Source organism: Streptomyces sp. NPDC001941, from assembly GCF_040296945.1.
Classification (GTDB): Bacteria; Actinomycetota; Actinomycetes; order Streptomycetales; family Streptomycetaceae; genus Streptomyces.
The window spans coordinates 1-20,571 of record NZ_JBEOYE010000058.1; the positions used below are offsets into that span (position 1 = coordinate 1).

Annotated in this window: 16 protein-coding genes; 13 read left to right on the forward strand and 3 right to left on the reverse strand. The window is 73.3% G+C overall.

All coding sequences use genetic code 11. The features are described 5' to 3' along the window. On the forward strand, nucleotides 1–210 hold a 210-nt coding region (locus ABT160_RS30985; RefSeq protein WP_351651240.1), incomplete at its 5' end, for a DUF6247 family protein. Then, nucleotides 207–467 (forward strand): hypothetical protein, encoded by a 261-nt coding sequence (locus ABT160_RS30990; RefSeq protein WP_351651241.1) that lies wholly within the window; start codon nucleotides 207–209, stop codon nucleotides 465–467. The genes ABT160_RS30985 and ABT160_RS30990, both read left to right, overlap by 4 nt. Before the next feature lie 172 nt (nucleotides 468–639). Here ABT160_RS30990 and ABT160_RS30995 read toward each other — a convergent pair whose 3' ends face one another. After that, nucleotides 640–1,212: a TetR/AcrR family transcriptional regulator gene (locus ABT160_RS30995; RefSeq protein ID WP_351651242.1), complete on the reverse strand. Its 573-nt coding sequence runs from the start codon at nucleotides 1,210–1,212 to the stop codon at nucleotides 640–642. Nucleotides 1,213–1,307: 95 nt separating this feature from the next. Between ABT160_RS30995 and ABT160_RS31000 the strand changes: the two genes are divergently transcribed. Next, nucleotides 1,308–2,864, forward strand: a complete 1,557-nt coding sequence (locus tag ABT160_RS31000) for a carboxylesterase/lipase family protein (RefSeq protein ID WP_351651243.1) — start codon at nucleotides 1,308–1,310, stop codon at nucleotides 2,862–2,864. A gap of 87 nt (nucleotides 2,865–2,951) precedes the next feature. Here the strand turns inward: ABT160_RS31000 and ABT160_RS31005 are convergent, their stop codons facing one another. Further along, nucleotides 2,952–3,371, reverse strand: a complete 420-nt coding sequence (locus ABT160_RS31005) for a DUF8189 domain-containing protein (RefSeq protein ID WP_351651244.1) — start codon at nucleotides 3,369–3,371, stop codon at nucleotides 2,952–2,954. 226 nt (nucleotides 3,372–3,597) lie between these two features. Between ABT160_RS31005 and ABT160_RS31010 the strand changes: the two genes are divergently transcribed. Both ABT160_RS31010 and ABT160_RS31015 read left to right on the forward strand, forming a co-directional pair. Beyond that, entirely contained in the window at nucleotides 3,598–6,870 is a 3,273-nt protein-coding gene (locus tag ABT160_RS31010) for a right-handed parallel beta-helix repeat-containing protein (protein ID WP_351651245.1), read from the forward strand. A gap of 82 nt (nucleotides 6,871–6,952) precedes the next feature. Further along, the gene (locus ABT160_RS31015) at nucleotides 6,953–8,137 is read left to right on the forward strand and encodes a S8 family serine peptidase (RefSeq protein ID WP_351651246.1); all 1,185 of its coding nucleotides are present in this window, start codon (nucleotides 6,953–6,955) and stop codon (nucleotides 8,135–8,137) included. 72 nt (nucleotides 8,138–8,209) lie between these two features. Here the strand turns inward: ABT160_RS31015 and eccCa are convergent, their stop codons facing one another. Then, nucleotides 8,210–12,187, reverse strand: a complete 3,978-nt coding sequence (gene eccCa / locus ABT160_RS31020) for a type VII secretion protein EccCa (RefSeq protein WP_351651247.1) — start codon at nucleotides 12,185–12,187, stop codon at nucleotides 8,210–8,212. A gap of 162 nt (nucleotides 12,188–12,349) precedes the next feature. Here eccCa and eccD point away from each other — a divergent pair, with 162 nt between their 5' ends. The 8 genes from eccD to ABT160_RS31060 all read left to right on the forward strand — a co-directional run bounded on the left by eccD (nucleotide 12,350) and on the right by ABT160_RS31060 (nucleotide 20,563). Next, nucleotides 12,350–13,741: a type VII secretion integral membrane protein EccD gene (gene eccD, locus ABT160_RS31025; RefSeq protein WP_351651248.1), complete on the forward strand. Its 1,392-nt coding sequence runs from the start codon at nucleotides 12,350–12,352 to the stop codon at nucleotides 13,739–13,741. Between the two features lie 12 nt (nucleotides 13,742–13,753). Continuing rightward, complete coding sequence (gene eccB / locus ABT160_RS31030; RefSeq protein WP_351651249.1) at nucleotides 13,754–15,211, forward strand: type VII secretion protein EccB; 1,458 nt, start codon at nucleotides 13,754–13,756, stop codon at nucleotides 15,209–15,211. 158 nt (nucleotides 15,212–15,369) lie between these two features. Next, complete coding sequence (locus ABT160_RS31035; RefSeq protein ID WP_351651250.1) at nucleotides 15,370–15,714, forward strand: hypothetical protein; 345 nt, start codon at nucleotides 15,370–15,372, stop codon at nucleotides 15,712–15,714. A gap of 51 nt (nucleotides 15,715–15,765) precedes the next feature. Further along, nucleotides 15,766–16,110, forward strand: a complete 345-nt coding sequence (locus tag ABT160_RS31040) for a WXG100 family type VII secretion target (protein WP_351651251.1) — start codon at nucleotides 15,766–15,768, stop codon at nucleotides 16,108–16,110. Nucleotides 16,111–16,161: 51 nt separating this feature from the next. Next, the gene (locus ABT160_RS31045) at nucleotides 16,162–16,647 is read left to right on the forward strand and encodes a type VII secretion system-associated protein (protein ID WP_351651252.1); all 486 of its coding nucleotides are present in this window, start codon (nucleotides 16,162–16,164) and stop codon (nucleotides 16,645–16,647) included. Between the two features lie 81 nt (nucleotides 16,648–16,728). Continuing rightward, the gene (locus ABT160_RS31050) at nucleotides 16,729–19,599 is read left to right on the forward strand and encodes an AAWKG family protein (RefSeq protein ID WP_351651253.1); all 2,871 of its coding nucleotides are present in this window, start codon (nucleotides 16,729–16,731) and stop codon (nucleotides 19,597–19,599) included. A 131-nt stretch (nucleotides 19,600–19,730) separates the two neighbouring features. Then, on the forward strand, nucleotides 19,731–20,252 hold the full coding sequence (locus ABT160_RS31055; protein WP_351651254.1) for a YbaB/EbfC family nucleoid-associated protein: 522 nt from the start codon (nucleotides 19,731–19,733) through the stop codon (nucleotides 20,250–20,252). Beyond that, on the forward strand, nucleotides 20,249–20,563 hold the full coding sequence (locus ABT160_RS31060; protein WP_351651255.1) for a hypothetical protein: 315 nt from the start codon (nucleotides 20,249–20,251) through the stop codon (nucleotides 20,561–20,563). Before ABT160_RS31055 ends, ABT160_RS31060 begins: the two co-directional genes overlap by 4 nt. The last annotated feature ends 8 nt before the right edge of the window (nucleotides 20,564–20,571 follow it).

Consider the following 20,571-nt stretch of genomic DNA (forward strand, 5'->3'; position numbering starts at 1 on the left):
GCGGCGACGTGGGTGCCGGCCTTCGAGCGGGACTACGCGGCCGCCCTCGAGGATTCCCGCCAGACGTTTTCCCTGGCCGGGCTCTACGAGGTCGTCCAGGACTGGCAGGGTCGCATCGCGCACGCTCCGGCGGTCGACGCGTTCGTCGCCTCCGGCTACGACGACAGCGACGCCGTCGACCTGGCGGAGGTCCGCCGACGGCGCCGGTGAGGCCGTCGCCGTACGCGGTCCGCGTCTCCGCCCCGGCTGCCAAGGTCCTCGACGTGCTGCCCGAGCACGCGGCGGACACCGTGTGGGACGTCCTCGCCACGGCCTCCGTCCGGCCGTGGGGCTACCCGCAGTTCGACACCGACGACGACGAAGGCGGGGACGTCCGTTACGCGGCAGTCGGCCGGCTCTCCGTCACCTACTGGATCAACCGTTCCCAGCACAGCCTGACGGTCCTGAACATCGTCTGGCTCGGGTAGTCGGCGATCCTTCCGGGCAGCCGAAGAGCGCTACCGGCGCGGCACGCGCGGGACGATACTCAGGTCGCGTCGCAGTGCGGTGTGGACGAGCCAGCCCGCGGTGGCGCCGACCGCGTACCAGGCCCGGTCGGGTGCGTTGAAGGTCCGGTACCGGACAGGACCGGTCGCCGGCTCAGTTGGCGAACTTCGCCAGCGCGCGGAGCCCGACCAGGACCTCCTCCGCCGTAGGGGCGGTGGCCGGGTCGCTGAGGTGCTGGATCATCAGGCCCGACATCAGGGCCAGCTGGACGCTGCCGATGCTTCGCACGGTGTGCTCGGGGACCTGGTCCTCGGGCACCCCCTCCAGGATGGCGGCCATGCCCCGCCGCCCCTGGGCCGTACCGCCGGCGAGGGCGGTGCGCAGGCCGGGCTGTCGCTGGGCCTGCATGAACAGTTCCACCGAGGCGAGCCACAGGTCGGGGTGGGCGGCGAAGTCATCGATCAGGCTCTGCCACATCCGGGCGAAGTCCCGCTCGGTGGAGCCGTCGGCGTCAGGGACGAGGGCGCGCCCCATGGCGTCGCCCCATTCGTCGAGGATCTCGAACAACGCCTGGTTCAGGAGGGCTTCGCGGGACCCGTAGTGGTAGCCGATCGCGGCCGAGCTCACCCCGGCGGCGGTGGCGATGTCCCGGATGCTGCTGCGGTCGTACCCCTTCTCCCGCAGACACGCTTTCGCGCCGACCAGGAGGGCTTCGCGGTTTCCCATGCGCAGGACGCTAGCACTTCTTGCGCGATCGCCTCACTCGATCGATCTACACAAACGTATTGCTCGATCGAGTCAATCTCTCTACTGTTCCTGCCATGACGCACACCAAGACCGTTGCGAAGTGGTCCGCCGTCGCCGTGTCGACGAGCCTCGGCCTCGCCCTGACCACCCCTGCCCTCGCCCATGCCGCCCCCGTCCCCGCAGGCACCACCGCCGACCGGACGGTGATCACCACCGTGAACGGCAAGGTCCGCGGCAACGCCGACGGCAAGGTCCGCACCTTCCAAGGCATCCCCTACGCCGCGCCCCCCGTCGGAGCCCTGCGCTGGAAGTCCCCGCGGCCCGCCGCGCGCTGGACCGGAACACGGGACGCGACGGCCCCCGGCCGGGCCTGCGCCCAGCCCGAGGGGATACCGATCGGCCTCCCGAACGACAACGAGGACTGCCTCTACCTCAACGTCACCACCCCGGCCGGCAAGCAGACCGGGAAGCGACCGGTGATCGTCTGGATCCACGGCGGCAGCCTCATGTACGGCGCCGGCCACCAGTACGGCGGCGCGAGCCTGGCCGAACAGGGCGCGGTGGTCGTCACGGTGAACTACCGCCTGGGCGTCATGGGCTTCCTCACCGACCCCTCCCAGCCCGACGCCGACGCACTCGGCCTCGAAGACCAGCAGGCCGCCCTGCGCTGGGTGAAGGCCAACGCCGCCGCCTTCGGCGGGGACCCGGACAACGTCACGATCGCGGGCCAGTCCGGCGGCGGCTACAGCGTCTGCGGCCACCTCGCCTCACCCGCCTCCGCCGGCCTCTTCCAGCGTGCCGTCATCCAGAGCGCCCCCTGCGCCACCGGCGGATCCCGCACCCGCGCCGCGGCCGAGGCCGACGCCCGGCGCGTCATCGCGACCCTGGGCTGCGGGACCAACACCGCGGACTGCCTGCGCCACAAGCCCGTCTCCGCACTCCTCGCCGCCTACGGCCCGTACAACGAACCCTGCCCGGTCACCGGTACCGGACTCATGCCCCTCTCCCCGGCCGAAGCCCTGCGCACCGGCAGGTTCAACCGGGTCCCCGTCCTCATCGGCGTCAACCACGACGAGGAACGCGGCAGGGTGATCGGCCAGGAACTCGCCTCCGGCGCGCCCATGAAGCCCGAGGAGTACGAGCCGGCCATCCGGGAACGGTTCGGCGCCACGTCCGACGCCGTCCTCGCCCGCTACCCGCTCACCCGGTACGACTCGGCGGGCGAAGCGCTGGCCGCCGCCCTCACCGATGCCACCTGGTCCACACCGACCCTGGAGACCGCCCGGCTCCTGGCCCGGTGGACACCGACCCGGATGTACGAGTTCTCCGAACGCGACACCCCCTGGTTCGAGGGCTTCCCGACCCCCAGCTTCGAGCAGCACGCCGCGCACATGACCGAGCTGCCCTACCTCTTCGACCACCCGCCGCTGTTCAAGGACGTCCCCGCGGACCAATCCCGCTTCCGCACCGGCATGCTCCGCACCTGGACCGACTTCGCCGCCACGGGCAGGACCGCCTGGCCCCGCTTCCGTACCGGCAACGGCTACGTCCAGACCCTGTCCTCAACCACCTGGAAGCGCGCCGACTTCACAACCGACCACAACACCGCCTTCTGGAAGAACAACCACTGACCCCCGACCTGGACGAAGGGACCGCCGCACAAGCCGTCCACCCCGACCCGCGAGGGCGTCACCTCAGGGCCGGGCCGCCCCTTCGTCCTACTCGGGGCCGCCCTGGTCCAGCTTCCGCCACGGGGTCCAGGCCTTGTTCAGGCCCGGGCGGTTGCTGGTCCACTGGGCCCCGTCGGTGCCGATGACGTAGATCACGGTGTCCATCGCGTCCCCCCAGGACAGGCCGCTGTCACCGACGTCCACCTTGCTGCGCGCCACGCCGCCCAGGGACTTCCAACTGCTCCAGGTCCCGCCGGAGGTCCAACGCGTCCACACCGCGTAGTCGGCGCCGACGACGAACTGCTCCTTCTCGCCGTACGGCCGCTTGTGCTCGGTGATGCCGTACGCGCAGACGTACACGCCCGCCCCGTCGGCCCTGCACGTGGAGGCGGCCCGCGCGGGAGCGGTGGCGGCCACGAGCCCGGTGGCCACCGCGGCCGTGACGAGGAGTGCCTGGGCCTTCTTCATGCCGTACGTCCTGCTTTCCCTGGGTGCTTCGCGTGTCGGCCGGCGACGCTCGGGGTCGGCGCGGCCCTGGTGCGCAGGCTGGCACCCCCTGCTGACGTCGTGCTCACGTCCCGCTAACGTCCGCGTGGTTAGCGGCGGTTGCTAGCGTCCCTCCTCCAACCCGCAACCCACTCGCCGCGGGCCCTGCCGCACTCTCCGCGAGGCCAGGGGCCGGGAGGTCTGCCACGTGTCACGCCAACTGCTCACCGTCGACGCCGACGGCACAGGCGACTGCCGCACCATCGCGGAGGCCGTAGCCCGCGCGCGTACCGGTGCCGTCGTCAGCATCGCCCCGGGCCGGTACGAGGAGGCCCTGAGCGTCTCCGTCGCGCTCACGCTCGTCGCGTCGGAGGGCCGCGGAACGGTGGAGGTGGCCCCGCGCCGCGGTGTCGCACTGACCTTCACGGGAGACGCGCTCATGGTCAGCGACCTGGTGCTGCGGGGGCACGACGACGAGCTTCCGGTGGTCGACGCGCCGCGCGGCCAGGTCGCCATGGACCGGTGTGACGTGCACGGGTCGGCCTGGGCGGCGCTGTTCGCGCGCGGCACCGGCTCGCTGGCGCTGCGCGAGTGCAGGATCACCAACACCGCCGGGGCGGGCCTGGTCTCGACGTCTCCCGCGGAGAGCTTCGTGGAGGACTGCGTCGTCGAGCACCTGGGTACCTCGGCGGTGGTGGTCGGCGAGGACGGCCGGCTGACGGTGCGGGGCAGCCGGTTGCGCAACGCGCGCGGCAACGGGGTGCTGGCCAACGGCAGGGCCGCGGTGAGCCTGGAGGACTGCGAGATCTCCGGTGCCGACAAGCCCGGCGTGGCCGTGGAGGAGGACAGCACCTTGTCCTTCGCGCGCGGCACGGTGCGCGAGTCGCTGGTGGGCGTGTTCGTGCACAGCACCCGGACCACCGTGCTGTCCGAGGTCACGGTCGTGGAGACCGGTGGACACGGGTTCGTGGTCGGCGCGGGCAGCGCTCCTGAACTGACCCGCTGTCGGAGCGAACGCACCGGTGGGCACGGTCTGTTGGTGACCGAGCGGAGCCGGGGCTCCTACACGGAGTGCGAGTTCGCGGGGTCACGGGAGGCGGGCGTGCGGGTCACGGACTACGCGTCCCCCAGCCTGTCGCGCATCGTCGTCCGGGACGCGCGGGCCGTCGGCGTCCTCCTCGACGAGGACGCCGCCCCGGAGTTCGACCGTCTCGAGGTGCTCGGCGCCGAGGAGGGCGGGATGGTCATCCGTTCGGGTGCCGAGCCGCTGGTGCGCCGGTCGACCGTGGCGCGCAGCGGCGGGCACGGAGTGGAAGCAGCCAAGGACGGCCGGGGTCGCCTGGAGGACTGCGTCGTGGACGACAGCGGCGGCTCGGCGGTGCACGTGTCGGGGCACGGCTCGCTGTACGTGGCGGGCGGACGCCTGCGGTCCACGGCGCAGGCGGCCGCCGTCGTCGGCTCCCTGGGTGCCCTCACGCTCCGCGACACGGCCGTGGAAGGGGCGGGCGGTTGCGGCGTCCGGGTCGAGGACGGCGGTGAGTTGTCGGCCGCCCGTGCGAAGGTGACGGGCGCGGCCGAGCACGGCGTCCTGGTGCGGCCCGGCGCGAGGGCCGCGCTGAGCGCGTGCGAGGTCGCGGGTTCGGGAGGGGACGGCGTACGGGTGGAGGGGACCGGCCCCGTATCGCTCAGCGGGTGCGTCGTGCGCGACAACCGCGGCAGCGGACTGCGCCAGACGGTGGCCGGGGACCGGATCACCGTGGACGGGCTGACCAGCAGCGGCAACGGCGTGCAGGACGCGTGGGGCGACAGCGCGGGCAGCGTACCGCCGCCCGGGTCGGAGACGGACCCGGACAGTGGTCCGCTCGGCGAACTGCGCTCGCTGATCGGCCTCGACGACGTCAAGCAGCAGGTGCTCACCCTGATCAACCTCAACCGGCTCGCCCAACGGCGCGCCAGCCTCGGCATGCCCGCACCGCCGACCAGTAGGCACCTGGTCTTCGCCGGGCCGCCCGGAACCGGCAAGACGACCGTGGCGCGCCTCTACGGCGCGATCCTGGCCCAGCTCGGTGCGCTGCGCTCGGGCCATCTGGTCGAGGTGGCGCGCGCGGACCTGGTGGCCCAGATCGTCGGCGGGACGGCCATCAAGACCACGGAGGCGTTCACCAGGGCCCTGGGCGGGGTGCTGTTCGTCGACGAGGCGTACACGCTGGTTTCGGACAGCGGTGGTTCGGGCGCCGACTTCGGGCGCGAGGCCATCGACACCCTGGTCAAGCTGATGGAGGACCACCGGGACGACGTGGTGGTGATCGCCGCAGGGTACCCGGCCGAGATGGACGGCTTCCTCGACTCCAACCCGGGCCTGGCGTCCCGCTTCACCCGGACCGTGGAGTTCACCGACTACACGTCCGAGGAACTGGTCACGATCGTCGAGCTGATGTGCACCGGGCACCGCTACGAGCTGGATCCCGGCGCCCGCACCGCCCTGCACGCCCGCTTCGAGGCGATCCCGCGCGACGCGGTGTTCGGCAACGGCCGGACCGCCCGCAAGGTGTTCGAGGAGATGGTCGACCGCCAGGCCTCGCGGCTGGGCACGGCCACCGACGTGGACGAGCGCGACCTGGCGCTGCTGCTCGCCGAGGACGCGGGCGCGCAAGCGGCCCCCGCCGCCGACGCGAGCGCCGGGGACCCGATGGCACGCCTTGCGGGACTGGTCGGTCTCGCCGGGGTCAAGCGGGAGGTGGGGGACCTGGTCAACCTGCTCGCGGCGGCCCGCCGCAGGGCCGAGGCGGGCCTGCCCGCGCCCCGGCTGAGCAACCACCTGGTCTTCTCCGGCCCGCCCGGAACCGGCAAGACGACCGTGGCCCGGCTCTACGGGGAGCTGCTCGCCTCGCTGGGCGTCCTGCCGCGGGGACAGCTGGTGGAAGTGGCGCGCGCGGACCTCGTGGGCCGCTACGTCGGCCACACCGCGCAGTTGACCAAGCAGGTCTTCGAGCGGGCCCTGGGCGGAGTGCTGTTCGTGGACGAGGCGTACACGCTCACGCCCGACCACGGCGGCACGTCGTCCGACTTCGGGCAGGAGGCGGTGGACACGCTCCTGAAGCTGATGGAGGACCACCGCGACGAGGTCGTGGTGATCGTGGCCGGATACACCGAGCAGATGACCCGCTTCCTGGCGTCCAACCCGGGCCTGGAATCCCGCTTCACGCGGCACATCGAGTTCACCGACTACTCGTCGGCCGAGCTGGTGACCATCGTGCGCCGGCACGCCGTCGACTCCGGCTACGAGTGCGCGCCGGAGACCGCCGACGTGCTGCACGCGCACTTCGACGCGCTTCCGCGCGGGCGCACGTTCGGCAACGCGCGCTTGGCGCGCCGCACGCTGGAGCGGATGATGACCCGTCAGGCGGGCCGGCTCAGCACGATCGCCGCGCCCAGCCTGGACGACCTGCGGCTGCTGCTGCCCGAGGACCTGGCGTCCTGAGCCCCGGCGCCACCCACCCCACACGGCCGGGGCGCGGTGCGCGCCGGCTGCCGACCACGCCCGAAGCGAGGTGCGCCAACCCATGCGCCGCCGTTCCCCGTTGTTCCTGTGCGCCGCCGCGCTCGTCGTGGCCACCGCGGTGCCCGCCCACGCCGCCGCCGGACCCGATCCGCGGGTCACGCTCCCGGGCATGCCCGAACGCCTGGCGCCCGACCAGAAGTGCACGTCCTTCCCCGGTCGTCCCCTTGCCGAAGCGCCGTGGACGCGGCACGCGCTCGGCCTCGACCAGGTGTGGCTGCTGTCGCGGGGGCGCGGTGTGACGCTCGCGGTGGTCGGCACCGGAGTCAGCGACGCCCCCGCCGTCCTGAAGGGCCGGGTGCGTGCCGTGGGCGGGGCCGACGACGACTGCGTGGGGCGCGGTACGTTCCTCGCCGGCATCGCCGCCGGCGCGGCCGTGCCGGGGCAGGGCTTCTCCGGCGTCGCGCCGCTGGCCGAAGTGCTGGCCGTGCGGGGTACGGGAGACAGGGGCGAGCCGGACCCGGTCCGCATGGCCGAGGGAATCCGGCAGGCGGCCCTGGCGGGTGCGGGCGTCATCGTGGCCGGCGCCCCGCTCGACGGGGCGGACGCCCGGGTCCGCTCGGCCCTGGCCGCCGCCGTGGAGGCCGACGCCCTCGTCGTCGTCCCGGCCGCGGCCGACAGCGTGCCCGCGGGCGGCGCCGGGGTGCCGCCCGAGCCCGCTCCGCCGCCGGGGGTCCTGGCCGTCGTGGACACCGGGCCCGACGGCGGCCGCCCCGGTGACGCGCCCCGGTTCACCCGGGCCGACCTGTCCGCGCCCGGTGGCGCGCTGGTGGGGCCCGGTCCGGTGGGGGACGGCAAGTGGACCGGGTCCGGCTCGTCGCTGGCGGCGGCCGTGACCGGTGGTGCCGCGGCACTCGTGCGCGCCTACCACCCCGGGCTCAGCGCGGCGCAGGTGCGCGAGCGCCTGCTGCGCACGGCCTATCCGGGCGACCTGCCCGCCCTCGACGCCTACGGCGCGGTCGCGGGCGCCGCCGCGGTGACCGTACGTGCCACCGGCGTGGAGCCGGCCGCGGTGCGACTGCGCCCGGCCGACGACGGGGAAGCGGCTCGGGGCACGGCGGTGGCCGTGGCGGCGGCCGCGGCCGGGACGGCGCTGCTGGCGGGCTTCCTGGCGGTGGTGGTGCCGCGCGGACTGCGCCGTGACTGGCGGCCGGGCCGCTTCGGGGGCGACGGGCCGGACGCCGCCTGAGCGGAACCGGTGCGACCGCGGGTACGGGGCGGGGCCCGGGCAGCACGCCCGGGCCCCGCCCCGTACCGCGTCCTACGACGCCGCCTCCGGGTCGTCCTCACCGGTCCGCGCGGGCAGTGCGAGCTGCATCAGCGCGGCCTTGCGCCGGGAGACCCGCATCGCGCGGCCCGGCGGAAGGATCCGCGGGCGCACCCCGTCGAAGACGAAGCCCTCCGAGGGCGGGCAGGACATCAGCAGCCCGGCGGAGTTGACCTCCTGGAGCTTGCGGGTCAACGGGTCCTGCCGGGACGCGCCGGTGGCCGCGCGGGCCAGGACCACGTGGAGGCCTATCTCGTACCCGAGGGGCAGGTGCGGGATCAGCGGGTCGAAGGGCCCTTCGAAGGGTGATCCGACCATGTCGTAGTCGTCGACGAGGACGAACAGCCGTGGACCGCTCCACCAGTCGGCCCGGCGCATCCGGGCCGGTGAGATCTCCTCGCCCGGGGTGCGCACCTCCATCGCCCGGGCCACGCCGTCCACGAGCTCGCGCAGCGGACCGGCGGCGACGGCGTGGCCGAGGCGGTACTCCGGAGGGACGGCCTCGACCAGTTCGCGCCGGTAGTCCACGACCAGGACACGGGCCTGCTCGGGCGTGTGCTGGGCCACGATCTGCTGGGCCAGCAGCCGCAGGGCGCTGGTCTTGCCGCTCTCGGTGTCACCGACGAGCAGCAGGTGGGGGCTCTGCGCGAAGTCGTGCGCGACGGGTGCCAGCGCGGCCTCGTCCAGGCCCAGGGGGATGCGCAACGGGCTGTCGGTGGACGGGAGTTCGGCGGCGTCGAAGCGGGTGGGCAGCATCCGCACCGGGGGTGCGGCGGGCGCCTCCCAGTGCGCGGCGACCCTGGCGACGAGGTCGGCGAGCGCCTCACCGAGGTCGTCGGCGTCCTCGACCCCGTCGATGCGTGGCAGTGCCGTCAGGAAGTGCAGCTTGTCGGCGCTCAGGCCGCGCCCGGGCCTGACGGGCACGGTGGCGGCCTTGCGGGTGTCGACGGCGGAGTCCATCGGGTCGCCCATGCGCAGTTCGAGGCGGTTGCCGATCTGGTCGCGCAGCCCTCCGGAGAGGTCCAGCCAGCGGGCCGTGCTGATCACCAGGTGGACGCCGTAGTTGAGGCCGCGGGTGGCCAGGCCGTTGAAGACGGCCATGTCGTCGAACATGTCGCTGCGGACCGTCGACCAGCCGTCCACGACCAGGAAGACGTCACCGAAGGGCTCGTCCGCATGGAGTCCGGCGGCGCGCCGCTTGCGGTAGGTGGCCATGGAGTCGATGGACTCCTCCTGGAAGAAGGCCTCGCGGCGGTCCAGCAGGGTGGTGACCTCGGCGAGGGTGCGGGAGACCTTCTCGGTGTCCAGGCGTCCCGCGACGCCGCCGACGTGCGGCAGGCCGGCCAGTCCGAGGAGCGCGCCGCCGCCGAAGTCCAGGCAGTAGAACTGCACTTCGCGGGGCGTGTGGGTGAGGGCCAGGGCCGTGATGAGCGTACGCAGCACGGTCGACTTGCCGCTCTGCGGTCCGCCCGCGACGGCGAGGTGGCCGCCCGCGCCGGTGAAGTCGACGGTGAGGGGCTCGCGCAGCTGCTCGAAGGGCTTGTCGACGATGCCGACGGGCACCCGCAGCCGCCCGCGGTCGGGCGCGTCGGCCGTGGTCAGGCCCAGGACCGGGTCCGCGGCGAGCGGCGGCAGGAGCGCGTCCAGCGCCGGGGCACGGTCCAGCGGCGGCAGCCAGACCCGGTGGGCGGGCGGGCCGCTGTCGCGCAACCGGTCCAGGGCGAGGGCGAGGAGCGTCTCGTCCTCCTCGGCCTCGGGAACGACGGGGTCAGGAGCCGAAGGCAGGGTGCGCGGGACGATCCAGCCGGTGCTCCAGGGGACTACCTGGCGGGCGATCTGCGCCTGCCGGACGCCGCCCCGCTTGACCTTGTACGTGCCGGAGACGTACGCGGCACGGAACCGGGTGAGCGCCTCGACGCCACTCTTGAGGTACCCGCTGCCGGGCGTGGGCGGCAGGTGGTACGCGTCGGGCACGCCGAGGACGCCGCGCGACTCCATGGCGGAGAACGTGCGCAGCCCGATGCGGTACGACAGGTGGGACTCCAGCTGGTGCATGCGGCCCTCCTCCAGCCGCTGCGAGGCCAGGAGCAGGTGGACGCCGAGCGAGCGGCCCAGCCGGCCGATCATCACGAACAGGTCCATGAAGTCCCGGTGGGCGGAGAGGAGTTCGGAGAACTCGTCGACGACGACGAACAGGGACGGCAGCGGATCCAGCGCGGCCCCCGCCGCGCGCGCCTTCTCGTACTCCAGGACCGAGGAGTAGGTGCCCGCGCGCCGCAACAGCTCCTGGCGCCGCATCAGTTCGCCGTGCAGGGCGTCCTGCATCCGGGCGACCAGCGGGATCTCGTCGGCGAGGTTGGTGATGACGGCGGAGGTGTGCGGCAGCCCGTCCATGCCGAGGAAGGTCGCGCCGCCCTTGAAGTCGACGAGCACGAGGTTGAGCGTCTCGGAGGAGTGGGTGAGGGCCAGGCCGAGCACCAGGGTGCGCAACAGCTCGGACTTGCCCGACCCGGTGGCGCCGATGAGCATGCCGTGGGGCCCCATGCCGCCCTGCGCGGACTCCTTGATGTCGAGTTCGACGGGCCTGCCGTCCTCGCCGACCGCGATGGGCACCCGCAGCCGGTCCCGGCCCTCCAGCGGTCGGCCGAAGAGCTTGGCGGGGACGTGCCGGCGCAGGTCAGGTATGCCCAGCAGGGAGGTCAGCTCGGTGTCGGTGGCGAAGGGCTCGGCGGAGACCGAGCCGCCGCCCAGGCGGTACGGAGACAGGCGCGCGGCCAGGGATCGCGCGGCCACGGGCCCCAACGCGTCCGGCCGGCCGAGCAGTTGCGACTGCTCCTTGCGGTCGCGGTCGGTCCGCACCAGGTGCAGCCCCTCGGCGTCCACACGCAGGCGCAGCGTGCCGCGCGCCGGCTTCCAGGCGCAGGCCCCGGACAGGTCGACCAGCACGGTGTTGCGGTAGCCGGAGCCGCAGAGCCGGTGGCCGGCGGGGACCGTGCCGCCGTCCAGCACGATCACCGTGAAGGGCTCCTCGCGGCTCGCCGCCGTCTCCGGATCGAACGCCGGGCGCTCGGTGAAGTCCGCGCCGAGCAACTCCTCCAGCTCCACCAGTCCGGTGGCGACGGTACGGGCCGCGCCCGCACCGTCGCGCTGGTAGGCGTGCTGGGCGTGCGGCAGCCACTTCACCCACTCCCACGCCGGGCGCCGCTCGTCCGCCACGCAGAGCGCGACGCACAGCTCCTCCGGCGCGTGGAACGCGACGAGCTGGGCGAGGAGCGCGCGCACCATCGCCCGCACCTCGTCCTCCGCCTCCCCCTCGCCCCGCACCAGCACCTTCGACCAGGCGCGCAGGTACAGGGCGATGGGCTGGCCGGGGACGGTGCCGTAGGCGCGGATGAAGCTGCGCAGGGCGTGCGCGGACAACGGCTCCAGGTCCTCGACGGGCTTGGTGGACAGCGGGGCGAGCCGGGTGCCGAGCTTCTGGTCGCCCAGTGCGACGCGCACCTCGGCGAAGTCCTCGTCGGCGGCGCGCCGTTCCCACTGGCGGCTGGTGCCCGCCAGCGCCCACAGCGCGGACGGCTCCGGATGCCGCCAGGCGAGCGCCTTCTGCTGGCCGACCACCGTGTGCCGGATCCTGCGCCGGGTCTGGGCCAGGTAGCGCAGGTAGTCGCGGCGCTCGCCCTTCAGCTTGCGCTTGCGCTCTCCCGCGCTGCGCAGGAACTGCCCGACGACCATGGCCACCGACGACAGCAGCATCATCCCGATGGCGAAGTAGCTGAACGCGCTGACCTGGCCTGGCCTGATGAACATCATCAGCATCGCCAGCGAAGTCAGGCCCATCGGCAGGTACATCCACACCGCCGAGGAGTTCGGCTCCGCCTCGGGCAGCGACGGCGGTTCCTGCAGGCTCAGCTCGCCGTCCGGCATGTCGGGGCCGCGGCGGCGGGCGGGACGGCGGAACAGGACCGTACTCAAACGGGCTCCTCGGCAGGTACGGAAAGGGGGGTGCGTCGCTCGCTGCGGCGCGGCGCCACATGCGTACCAGAGGGCGCTAAGGGCCGGACGGCAGTCCGACGTTAGTCACCCGTGCTCAACTGCGGCGTCCCGCTCCCGGCAAAGAGGTGCTGGCCCCACGCCATGACTGACGTATCGACATCCGGACTGTGCCGCCTCGCCGTCCGCACCCCCCGACGGCTCGTCGAACTCGCCGTCCCCGCCGACGTACCGGTCGCCGACCTGCTCCCCACCCTGCTCGACCACGCGGGCGGCGGACTGGCCGAGGAAGGCATCGAGCACGACGGATGGGTGCTGCAACGCCTGGGCGAGGAACCGCTGGACGCGGAGTCCACGCTGGAGGACCTGGCCCTGCGCGACGGCGAGACCCTGCACCTGAGACCGCGCTCCCAGGCGTTGCCGCCGCTGCACTTCGATGACCTGGTTGACGCGGTCGCCACCACCATGCGGACCCGCCCGCACGGATGGGCCGAGCGCACCAGCCGCTGGTTGCTGCGCGCCGCGACGGTGGCGTTCCTCGCGGCCGGCCTGGTCGTGCTCTCGCTGACCGGCGGGGCGTCGACGCTGCGGGCGGCGGCCGCCGCGGCCACCGCGGTGCTCGTCCTGTGCGGGGCGGTCGCGGCCAGCCGTGCGGTGGGCGACTCCGCGGCGGGCGCCGCGCTCGGCGCGCTCGTACCCCCGTACCTGGCCCTGGCCGGGGCGCTGCTGCCGCAGGGCGTGCCGGGGCCGCAGCTCACGGGCGCGCGGCTCCTCGCCGGTTCGGCGGCCGGCGCGGGAGGCGCCGTGCTCGCGGTGGCGGCGGTGGCCGCCTTCGTACCCCTGCTGGCCGGTGCCGCGGTCGTCGCGGTGGCGGGAGTGCTGTGGGGAGGCCTGATGATGCTCCTCGACGTGTCCGCGGGGCATGCGGCGAGCGTCGTCGCGGTGGCGGCGGTGCTGTTCGGCGGACTCGTGCCCGGCATCTCGTTCCGCCTCTCGGGCCTGCGGCTGCCGGCACTGCCGACGAACGCCGAACAGTTGCAGGAGGGCATCGAACCCCACCCCCACCAGCAGGTCGTGGACCGCACGGCGCTCGCCGAGGAGTGGATGACGGCGCTGTACGCGGCCACGGGACTGGTGTGCACGGCACTGGTGACCGTCCTGGTCGCCGGCCGGCCGGGCACGCCCGCCCTGGTCACCGCTGCCGTACTGAGCGTGCTGCTGCTGTTGCACGCACGGGGCGTGGGCCACGCCTGGCAGCGGCCCGCCGTGCTCGCGCCGGGCCTGTACGGCCTGGTGCTGATGGCCGTGCAGCTGGCCACCACCATGGACGCGCAACGGCGCCCGGCGCTGCTCGCGGTACTGCTGGCCCTCGCCGCCTCGACCGCGATCGCCTCCTGGACGGTGCCGGGGCGCCGCCTGCTGCCGTACTGGGGCAGGGGCGCCGACGTCCTGCACACGCTGTGCGCCGTCGCGCTGCTGCCCCTGTCCCTGTGGGTGCTCGGCGTGTACGCCACGCTCCGCGGCATCAGCGGATAGGGGGGCGGCACGATGCAGTCGAGACGCGACCAGGTGCAGGCCCACATGTTCGTGATGGGCCGCCTGACCAGCGGCATGCTCCGGGCCGACCCGGACGCGCCGGAGTCACCGGTGGGCCGGACGAACCGGGGCATGGTGTGGGGCGCCGTGGCCGGGGTGGTGCTCGTCGTCGGGTTCCTGCTCTTCGGCATGATCTCCCCGGCCGGCACGAAGACGTGGCGCCAGGACTCCGCCCTGATCGTCCAGAAGGACACCGGCACCCGGTACCTGTACCTGGGCGGAGTCCTGCGCCCGATCCGCAACTACGCCTCCGCCAAGCTCATCGCCGCCGACCGGCTCACGCCGGTCCAGGTCTCGGCGGCCTCGCTCACCGGCGAACGGCACGGCCCCCCGGTCGGCATCCCCGGAGCCCCGGACGCCCTGCCGGGCCCCGCCGACCTGGAGCAGGGCCCCTGGACCGTGTGCGCCGAAGAACCACGGCGGACCGGGGCGGACGGTTCCGAACGGCTGCCGGTGACCTCGCTCCGCGTCGGACCCGCGTCAGATGGCCGGGCCCTGGGCGCGGGGCAGGCGGTGATGGTGCGCTCCCCGGACGGCACGCGCTTCCTGCTGTGGGGCGACCACCGGCTCCGCCTGGGCGGCCACGGAGCCCTCCAGGCGCTGGGGTACGCGGGGGCGCCGGTGCTCCCGGTGTCCGCGGCGTTCCTGGACGGCGTCCCGGCGGGGACCGACCTCGCGGCCCCCGAGGTGGCGGGCCGCGGAACGGCCGGCCCGGCGCTGGGCAGCGGCCCCAGCCGCACCGGCCAGGTGTACGCCCTGACCTCACCCGGCGCTACGCGCCAGCACTACCTGCTCGAACGCGACGGCCTCCGGCCGGTCAGCGTCCTCACGGCGGCCCTGGTGCTGGGCGACGACCGTACGGCGAAGCTCGCCTACCCGGGCCGCACAACCGGCGTACTGCCCCTCAGCGCGGCACAGTTGACGCAGCATCAGGCCAAGACCTCGGTAGCGGACCCGGACGGCTGGCCCACCCGGGTGCCCGCGGTGCGTGACCCGGGAGCAGCGACCTCGCTCTGCGCGCGCCTCCAGCCCGAGGGGACGACCCCGCGCGTGAGCGTCACCCTCGGCCCGTCGGGCGCCCCCCTGCCCCCACCCGTGTCCGGCCAGGACACCGCCCCCGCCTGCCTGGCGGTCGACGCGCTGTCCGTGCGCCCCGGCGGCGGCGCGCTCGTCCAGGCCCTGGGCGCGGGCGGGTCGCCGATCGGAACCACGACGTACCTGGTCACCGACGTGGGGGTGAAGTACCGCCTGCCCGACGCCACTTCGCTGGAACGGCTCGGCCTGAAGGGCGGCCGCGCCCAAGCGGTGCCCTCCCGGCTGCTCGACATGCTGCCCACCGGACCCGTGCTGGACGCCGCGGTGGCCCGGGGCGAGACGAAGGCGCAGCAGCGGGAGGGGAGTTGCCGCTGACACCTCCGGCAGCGCTTCGTTAGCGGGCCGTTAGCACCACCGCCGACACTCGGTGTCTCACGCCGAGGCGCCGAGTCGCCGGGGCCCGGTGGCGCTCGCGCCCCTCGCCCGCCCCACCCTCTCGCCCGCCCCGTCCCTCCAGCGGAAGGAACCCCGCCGTGGTCGCCCAGCCCGGGAACCTCCAGAGCTCGTCCCAGTCCGAGAACCAGAAGGGCCACACCGCCCTCACCCAGGCCAAGACGCAGATCCAGCAGTCGCAGCAGCACGTGAAGGACACCATGGGCGGACTCGCCCGCTCCTACGGCGGCGCCGACGGCCGCGCCTACCAGCAGCTCCTGTCGGAGTGGAGCGGGCAGGTCGACATCATCGTGCGCAACATAGACCAGATGGTCACCAAGCTCCAGGAGACCAGCGCCCACCAGACGAACCTCCAGGTGAACACCGGCGACCAGATCAACTACTCGCTGCGCAACAACAACGCCTTCAACGACCTCATGGGCTGACCACCCCCGCCCGGCCCCCGCCCCTTCGCACCGAACCCCCGAGGAGTCCCCGTGCCCGCCCCCTCCGGTTACGACCACGGCAACAAGACAGACGGCCAGATCTACGTCGAGTACACGGCGGTCAACCAGGCCGCCGAGGACATGCGCATGCAGACCGAACGCATCAACAAGCTGGTGACCGCACTGAACGAGGAGCTCACGGGCCTCTTCGGCGCCTGGCAGGGCGCGGACGCCTCGACGTACGGCGAGATCCAGGGCCAGTGGAACTCGGCCGCGGGCAAGCTGGGCCAGATCCTGGCCAACCACAGCGCCACGCTGGACGACATCACCGACCAGTACCGCCGCCACGAGGCCCGCACCAAGGACAACTGGGAGGGCGTGCGCATCGGCCGCTGACAGCCCCGCTGCCCCCGTGCCCCTGTTCCACCCCGCCGAATGCGAGCCGCCATGAGCCCCGCCCCGACGCCCCTCACCCGTCTGGACCTCGACACCCTGCGCACGTTCGTCGACAACGACGTGCGGGACGGCTTCGTCAAACTGCTCGCCGCGCTCCAGGAGGACGCGGTCGCCGACGGACCGAACCCCCACGGCGTGCCCTCGATGAGGAACCTGCTGGCCCAGTTCAGCGACCCCGTGCACGGCTTCACCAGCGCCCAGTTCAAGCTCGGGCGACTGGCCAACGCAGACGGCAAGCTCGGACCACTGACCGCGCTGCCCCTGATGAGCGCGCTCAAGACGTCAACGACCGAGCTGTCCACGGTGGTCGACGACCAGAAGAGGCTGTTCGACGACATCAAGACGAACCTCGAAACCGTCATGGAGTCCATGAAGAAGGCGCAGCAGGACAGCCTCGACGACATCGACAGCCAGTCGTTCCTCAACGATCTGCGCAACGTCGACACCGATCTGGCGGGAACGCAGAAGAAGCCCTGAGCGAGGCGTTCCCCGCCCCGCCCCGCCCCGACCCCGGGGACCCGAAGTCGAGTCCCCGCACCCCCGAAGGAGGCCCACCCCGTGTCGATCCCGACAGGCGGCGGTACGACGTGGCGATGGGAGCAGGTCGTCCCCCAGCTGACCGGCTTCGACGGCGGCACCCGGGAGGAGGTCGGGGCGGTCGGGGGCGCGGACGCCAAGACCGGGGACGGCAGCGAGTGGATGACCATCTCCATCAAGGACGGCGACAACTCCCGCCAGACCACCGGTGAACTGGCCTCGCCCGGCAGCAAGCTGGGCAGGACCATGCACTTCTACGGGGTCATGGGCCGCGCCACCCAGCACCTCTCGGTGTACACCGTGAACCTGTCCCTGCCCATGGAGTCCTCCAACGGCGCCGACTGGAGCAACACCGGCAACGCCGGCGCCTTCGACTGGGGCTACGGACAGGTCCTCGCCCACTTCCTCAACCACCACAGGAGCGGGGGGTACAGCTTCAGCTCCTCCCGCACCGTGAAGGAGGAGGACTCGGTCGACCTCGCCACCTTCCCCCTGGTCGCCTCCGCCTACGACCGGCTCACCGCCTACTTCAGGGAACGCGGGCCGGTCCTCGAGGGATGGCTGAAGGACCTCGACGCCGAGCACTCGGCGTACCAGGGCAGCGGCGCGGACGTGTTCCGCGACCTGGTCGACGCGCTGAGCGTCGGCTACAAGGACTTCCTGACGCGCATCTCCCCGGCGGCGCAGCGGACGAAGAACGAACCGGTGTACGCGACCTACTACTCCGACTCCGCCGTCGGCGACCAGATCCTCGACGCCGAGAACGCCATCCACCTGGCCGCCTTCACCCTGTGGCACGCCTGGGACACCTGGCAACGCGGCTCCCTCTGGATGGGCAGCCTGCACCTGGACAAGCTGCTCGACGAACTCGCGCTCTGGCTCAACGCGAACAACATCGCCAAGATGCGGCAGATCGACGAGTACGCGTACGCCGGCGACAAGGGCGGCGGCGTCATGTACGTCCACCCCGAGTACGGCGACCTCACCAAGCCGGACGCCTGGAAGGCGCTGAGCCGCAAGGCGTTCCAGGACTGGCAGGCCACCCTGGTGCCACTCGACCAGACGGCCACGCGGGTGGTCCTCGACCTCAACCAGGCCCTGTCGCGGGCCGGCAGCGTCCCGGCGTTCCGGTTCACGCCCGGCACCTCCAGCCTCAAGGAGGCCAACGCGGCCGACGAGGCGGGCAAGGCGAAGGCCGACGCCGAGAAGGAGAAGGAGGGCGCGAAGAAGGAGCTGGACAAGTACAAGGACGGCGGCGCCGGTGGTGACGGTGCGGGCACCGGCAAGATACCGCCCCTCGACCCGAACGCGGTCGGCGGTGGTGGCGGGGGCGGCCTCGGCGGAGGCCTCGGCGCGGGGAAGGACGGCCCGGGCTCCGGCAAGGGCGGACTCGGCAAGCTCCCGCCGCTCGTCCCCAACCCCACCGGCCCGGGCGGCGGCCTCGGCGGCGGTCAGGGCACCGTCGTCCACAACCCCGACGGCTCGACCACCGTCACGACCCCCGACGGGAACCGGACCACGTACCCGCCCGGCGTGACACCGCCCCCGCTGCTCCCGAACGGCACCGGCGGGCTCACGCCCGGCGGCTCGCTCACCGTCGTGAAGAAGGCCAAGGGCCCCGACGGCTCCACCACCTCCTACAACAGCGACGGGTCCCGCACCACCACCCACAAGGACGGCACCTCCACCACGGTCCGGCCCGACGGCACCACGGAGACGCTCAACCCCGACGGCTCCAAGACGGTCCTGAACAAGGACGGCAGCGAGACGATCACCTACCGGGACGGCACGAAGACCACGGTCAGGCCGGACGGCTCGACGCTCACCGCGTACCCGGACGGCACCTCGACCCGGCACGCGCCCGACGGCACCCTCACCACCACCGACGCCGACGGCCGGAGCACCACGAGCCACCCGCGGCCCGGATCGACCGTCCGCAACCCCGACGGCTCCACCACGCTCTACGGCGGGGACGGCGCCACCACGACGACCCGCCCGGACGGCACGAGGACCACCGTCGCGCCCAACGGCACGGTCACCACCCTCGACCCGGACGGCACCAAGACGGTCTCCCACCTCGGCAAGGGCACGTCGACGATCCAGTACGCGGACGGGTCGGTCTCCCAGGTCGGCCGGGACGGCACCGTGTCGACCACGTACAAGGACGGCAGCACCACCAGGCTCGCCCCGGACGGCACCTACACCACCGTGGACGCGGGCGGACACAAGACCACCGAGCACCTCAACGTCACGGGCGGCGGCAGCGGCCCGCAGACCACCCACCACCCGGACGGCTCCTCGACGACGAAGTACCCGGACGGCACGGTCGACAAGACGCTCAAGGACGGCGGCCACCGGATCACCTACCCCGACGGCCGCACGGTGACGACCGACGCGTACGGCCGCACCACCGGCGGCAGCGCGCTCACCCCGGACCGCACGTCGTCGCGCCTGTCCGACCACGGCTACTACGACTACCCGGACCGCAAGGGCACCGGCTCACCGACCGGCTCCGGTCCGGGCGGTCCGGGCTCGGGCGGCCCCCGGATGCCGCTGCTGCCGATGAACCCGGTCGGCACGCAGGGCCTGACCCCGGGCGGTGTGCCGGGCGGCCCGGCCGCGGGCGCCGAGCGCACCCGTGCCGTGGCGGCGGCCGAGTCGTCGGCCGCCCGCGGACGGGCCGCGCAACTCGCCGCCGAGGAGGCGGCCCTGGTCGGCCGGCGGCCCGGCACGACGTCCCAGGGCATGCCGATGATGCCGCCCATGGGCGGCGGCATGGGCGGCGCCCCCAGCACCCAGAGCGACGAGCGCCAGCGCTCCACCTGGGTGAGCGAGGACGAGGAGACCTGGGGCACGGAGGGCGAAGGCGTGAGCGGCGCCATCGGCCGCTAGGGCACTCGTGCAGATCAGGACCCCCGACGCCACCCTGATCCGCACGACAGGCCCTGGAACCCGCCCCACCGACCACGACCGCCCCCAACCGACCACGACCGCCCCCGATCACCGACGACAGGACCAGGGACATGAACCACATGGAAGAGCGGCTGGCGGAAGCGCTGGCCGAATTCGAGGAGTCGCGCGCCCGCCTTGCCGAGGCGGCGCAGGCCGCCGCCCGGGTCAGCGCCACGGTGACGGCGAAGGACCGCTCCGTGGAGGTCACGATGGGCGCCCAGGGCGAGCTGACGCGCATCCGCTTCCCCTCCGACGCCTACCGGGGCATGCCTCCCGCGCAGCTCGCCGGGGTGCTGACCTCCACCATCAACGAGGCGCGCGCCCGCGCCGCCGAGCAACTCGCCGAGATATACCGGCCGTTCGGCGCGCTGCCGCGCCTGTCGGACGACGCTGAGGGTGGCGTCACCGAACTCGACTGGAAGGAGATGTTCGCCCCGTTCCGCGAGGAGGGCATCCTCACGCCACCGGCCGAGGCACCCCGCGGCTCCTCGGGCGCGCTCCTGGACGAACTGGTCGAGGAGAGCGAGGAGACCGGGGAAGCCGGGCAGCAGCCCGCGGCGCGGTCCGTCCGCGGTGGCGAGGAGCCCCGGTGAGCGACGCCTTCGACGTCGACCCCGACGGCCTGGACAAGAGCGGGCGCAACATGGGCGACGTCGCCGACCGGATCAAGCTGATCCGCGACGAGTACCTGGACAAGCTCACCACGTACCACGGCTGCTGGGGCGACGGTGAGTTCGGCGAGGCGTTCGCGAAGAAGTACGTGCCCGCCGAGAGAGACCTCAAGGAGGGCGTCACCGGGCTCTACGAGGGACTGTCCGGCAGCGCCAGGAGTCAGCTGGACACCAGCAGGAACTCCCGTGACCTGTCGGAGGACATCAACACGCGGATCAGGCACGGAAGGTAGAGCCGTAC

Bases quoted from the DNA above. Each gene is read 5' to 3' on its own strand.
- ABT160_RS30995 (WP_351651242.1), bottom strand. From the start codon at position 1,212: ATGGGAAACCGCGAAGCCCTCCTGGTCGGCGCGAAAGCGTGTCTGCGG.
- ABT160_RS31000 (WP_351651243.1), top strand. From the start codon at position 1,308: ATGACGCACACCAAGACCGTTGCGAAGTGGTCCGCCGTCGCCGTGTCG.
- ABT160_RS31005 (WP_351651244.1), bottom strand. From the start codon at position 3,371: ATGAAGAAGGCCCAGGCACTCCTCGTCACGGCCGCGGTGGCCACCGGG.
- ABT160_RS31015 (WP_351651246.1), top strand. From the start codon at position 6,953: ATGCGCCGCCGTTCCCCGTTGTTCCTGTGCGCCGCCGCGCTCGTCGTG.
- eccD (WP_351651248.1), top strand. From the start codon at position 12,350: ATGACTGACGTATCGACATCCGGACTGTGCCGCCTCGCCGTCCGCACC.
- eccB (WP_351651249.1), top strand. From the start codon at position 13,754: ATGCAGTCGAGACGCGACCAGGTGCAGGCCCACATGTTCGTGATGGGC.
- ABT160_RS31045 (WP_351651252.1), top strand. From the start codon at position 16,162: ATGAGCCCCGCCCCGACGCCCCTCACCCGTCTGGACCTCGACACCCTG.
- ABT160_RS31055 (WP_351651254.1), top strand. From the start codon at position 19,731: ATGAACCACATGGAAGAGCGGCTGGCGGAAGCGCTGGCCGAATTCGAG.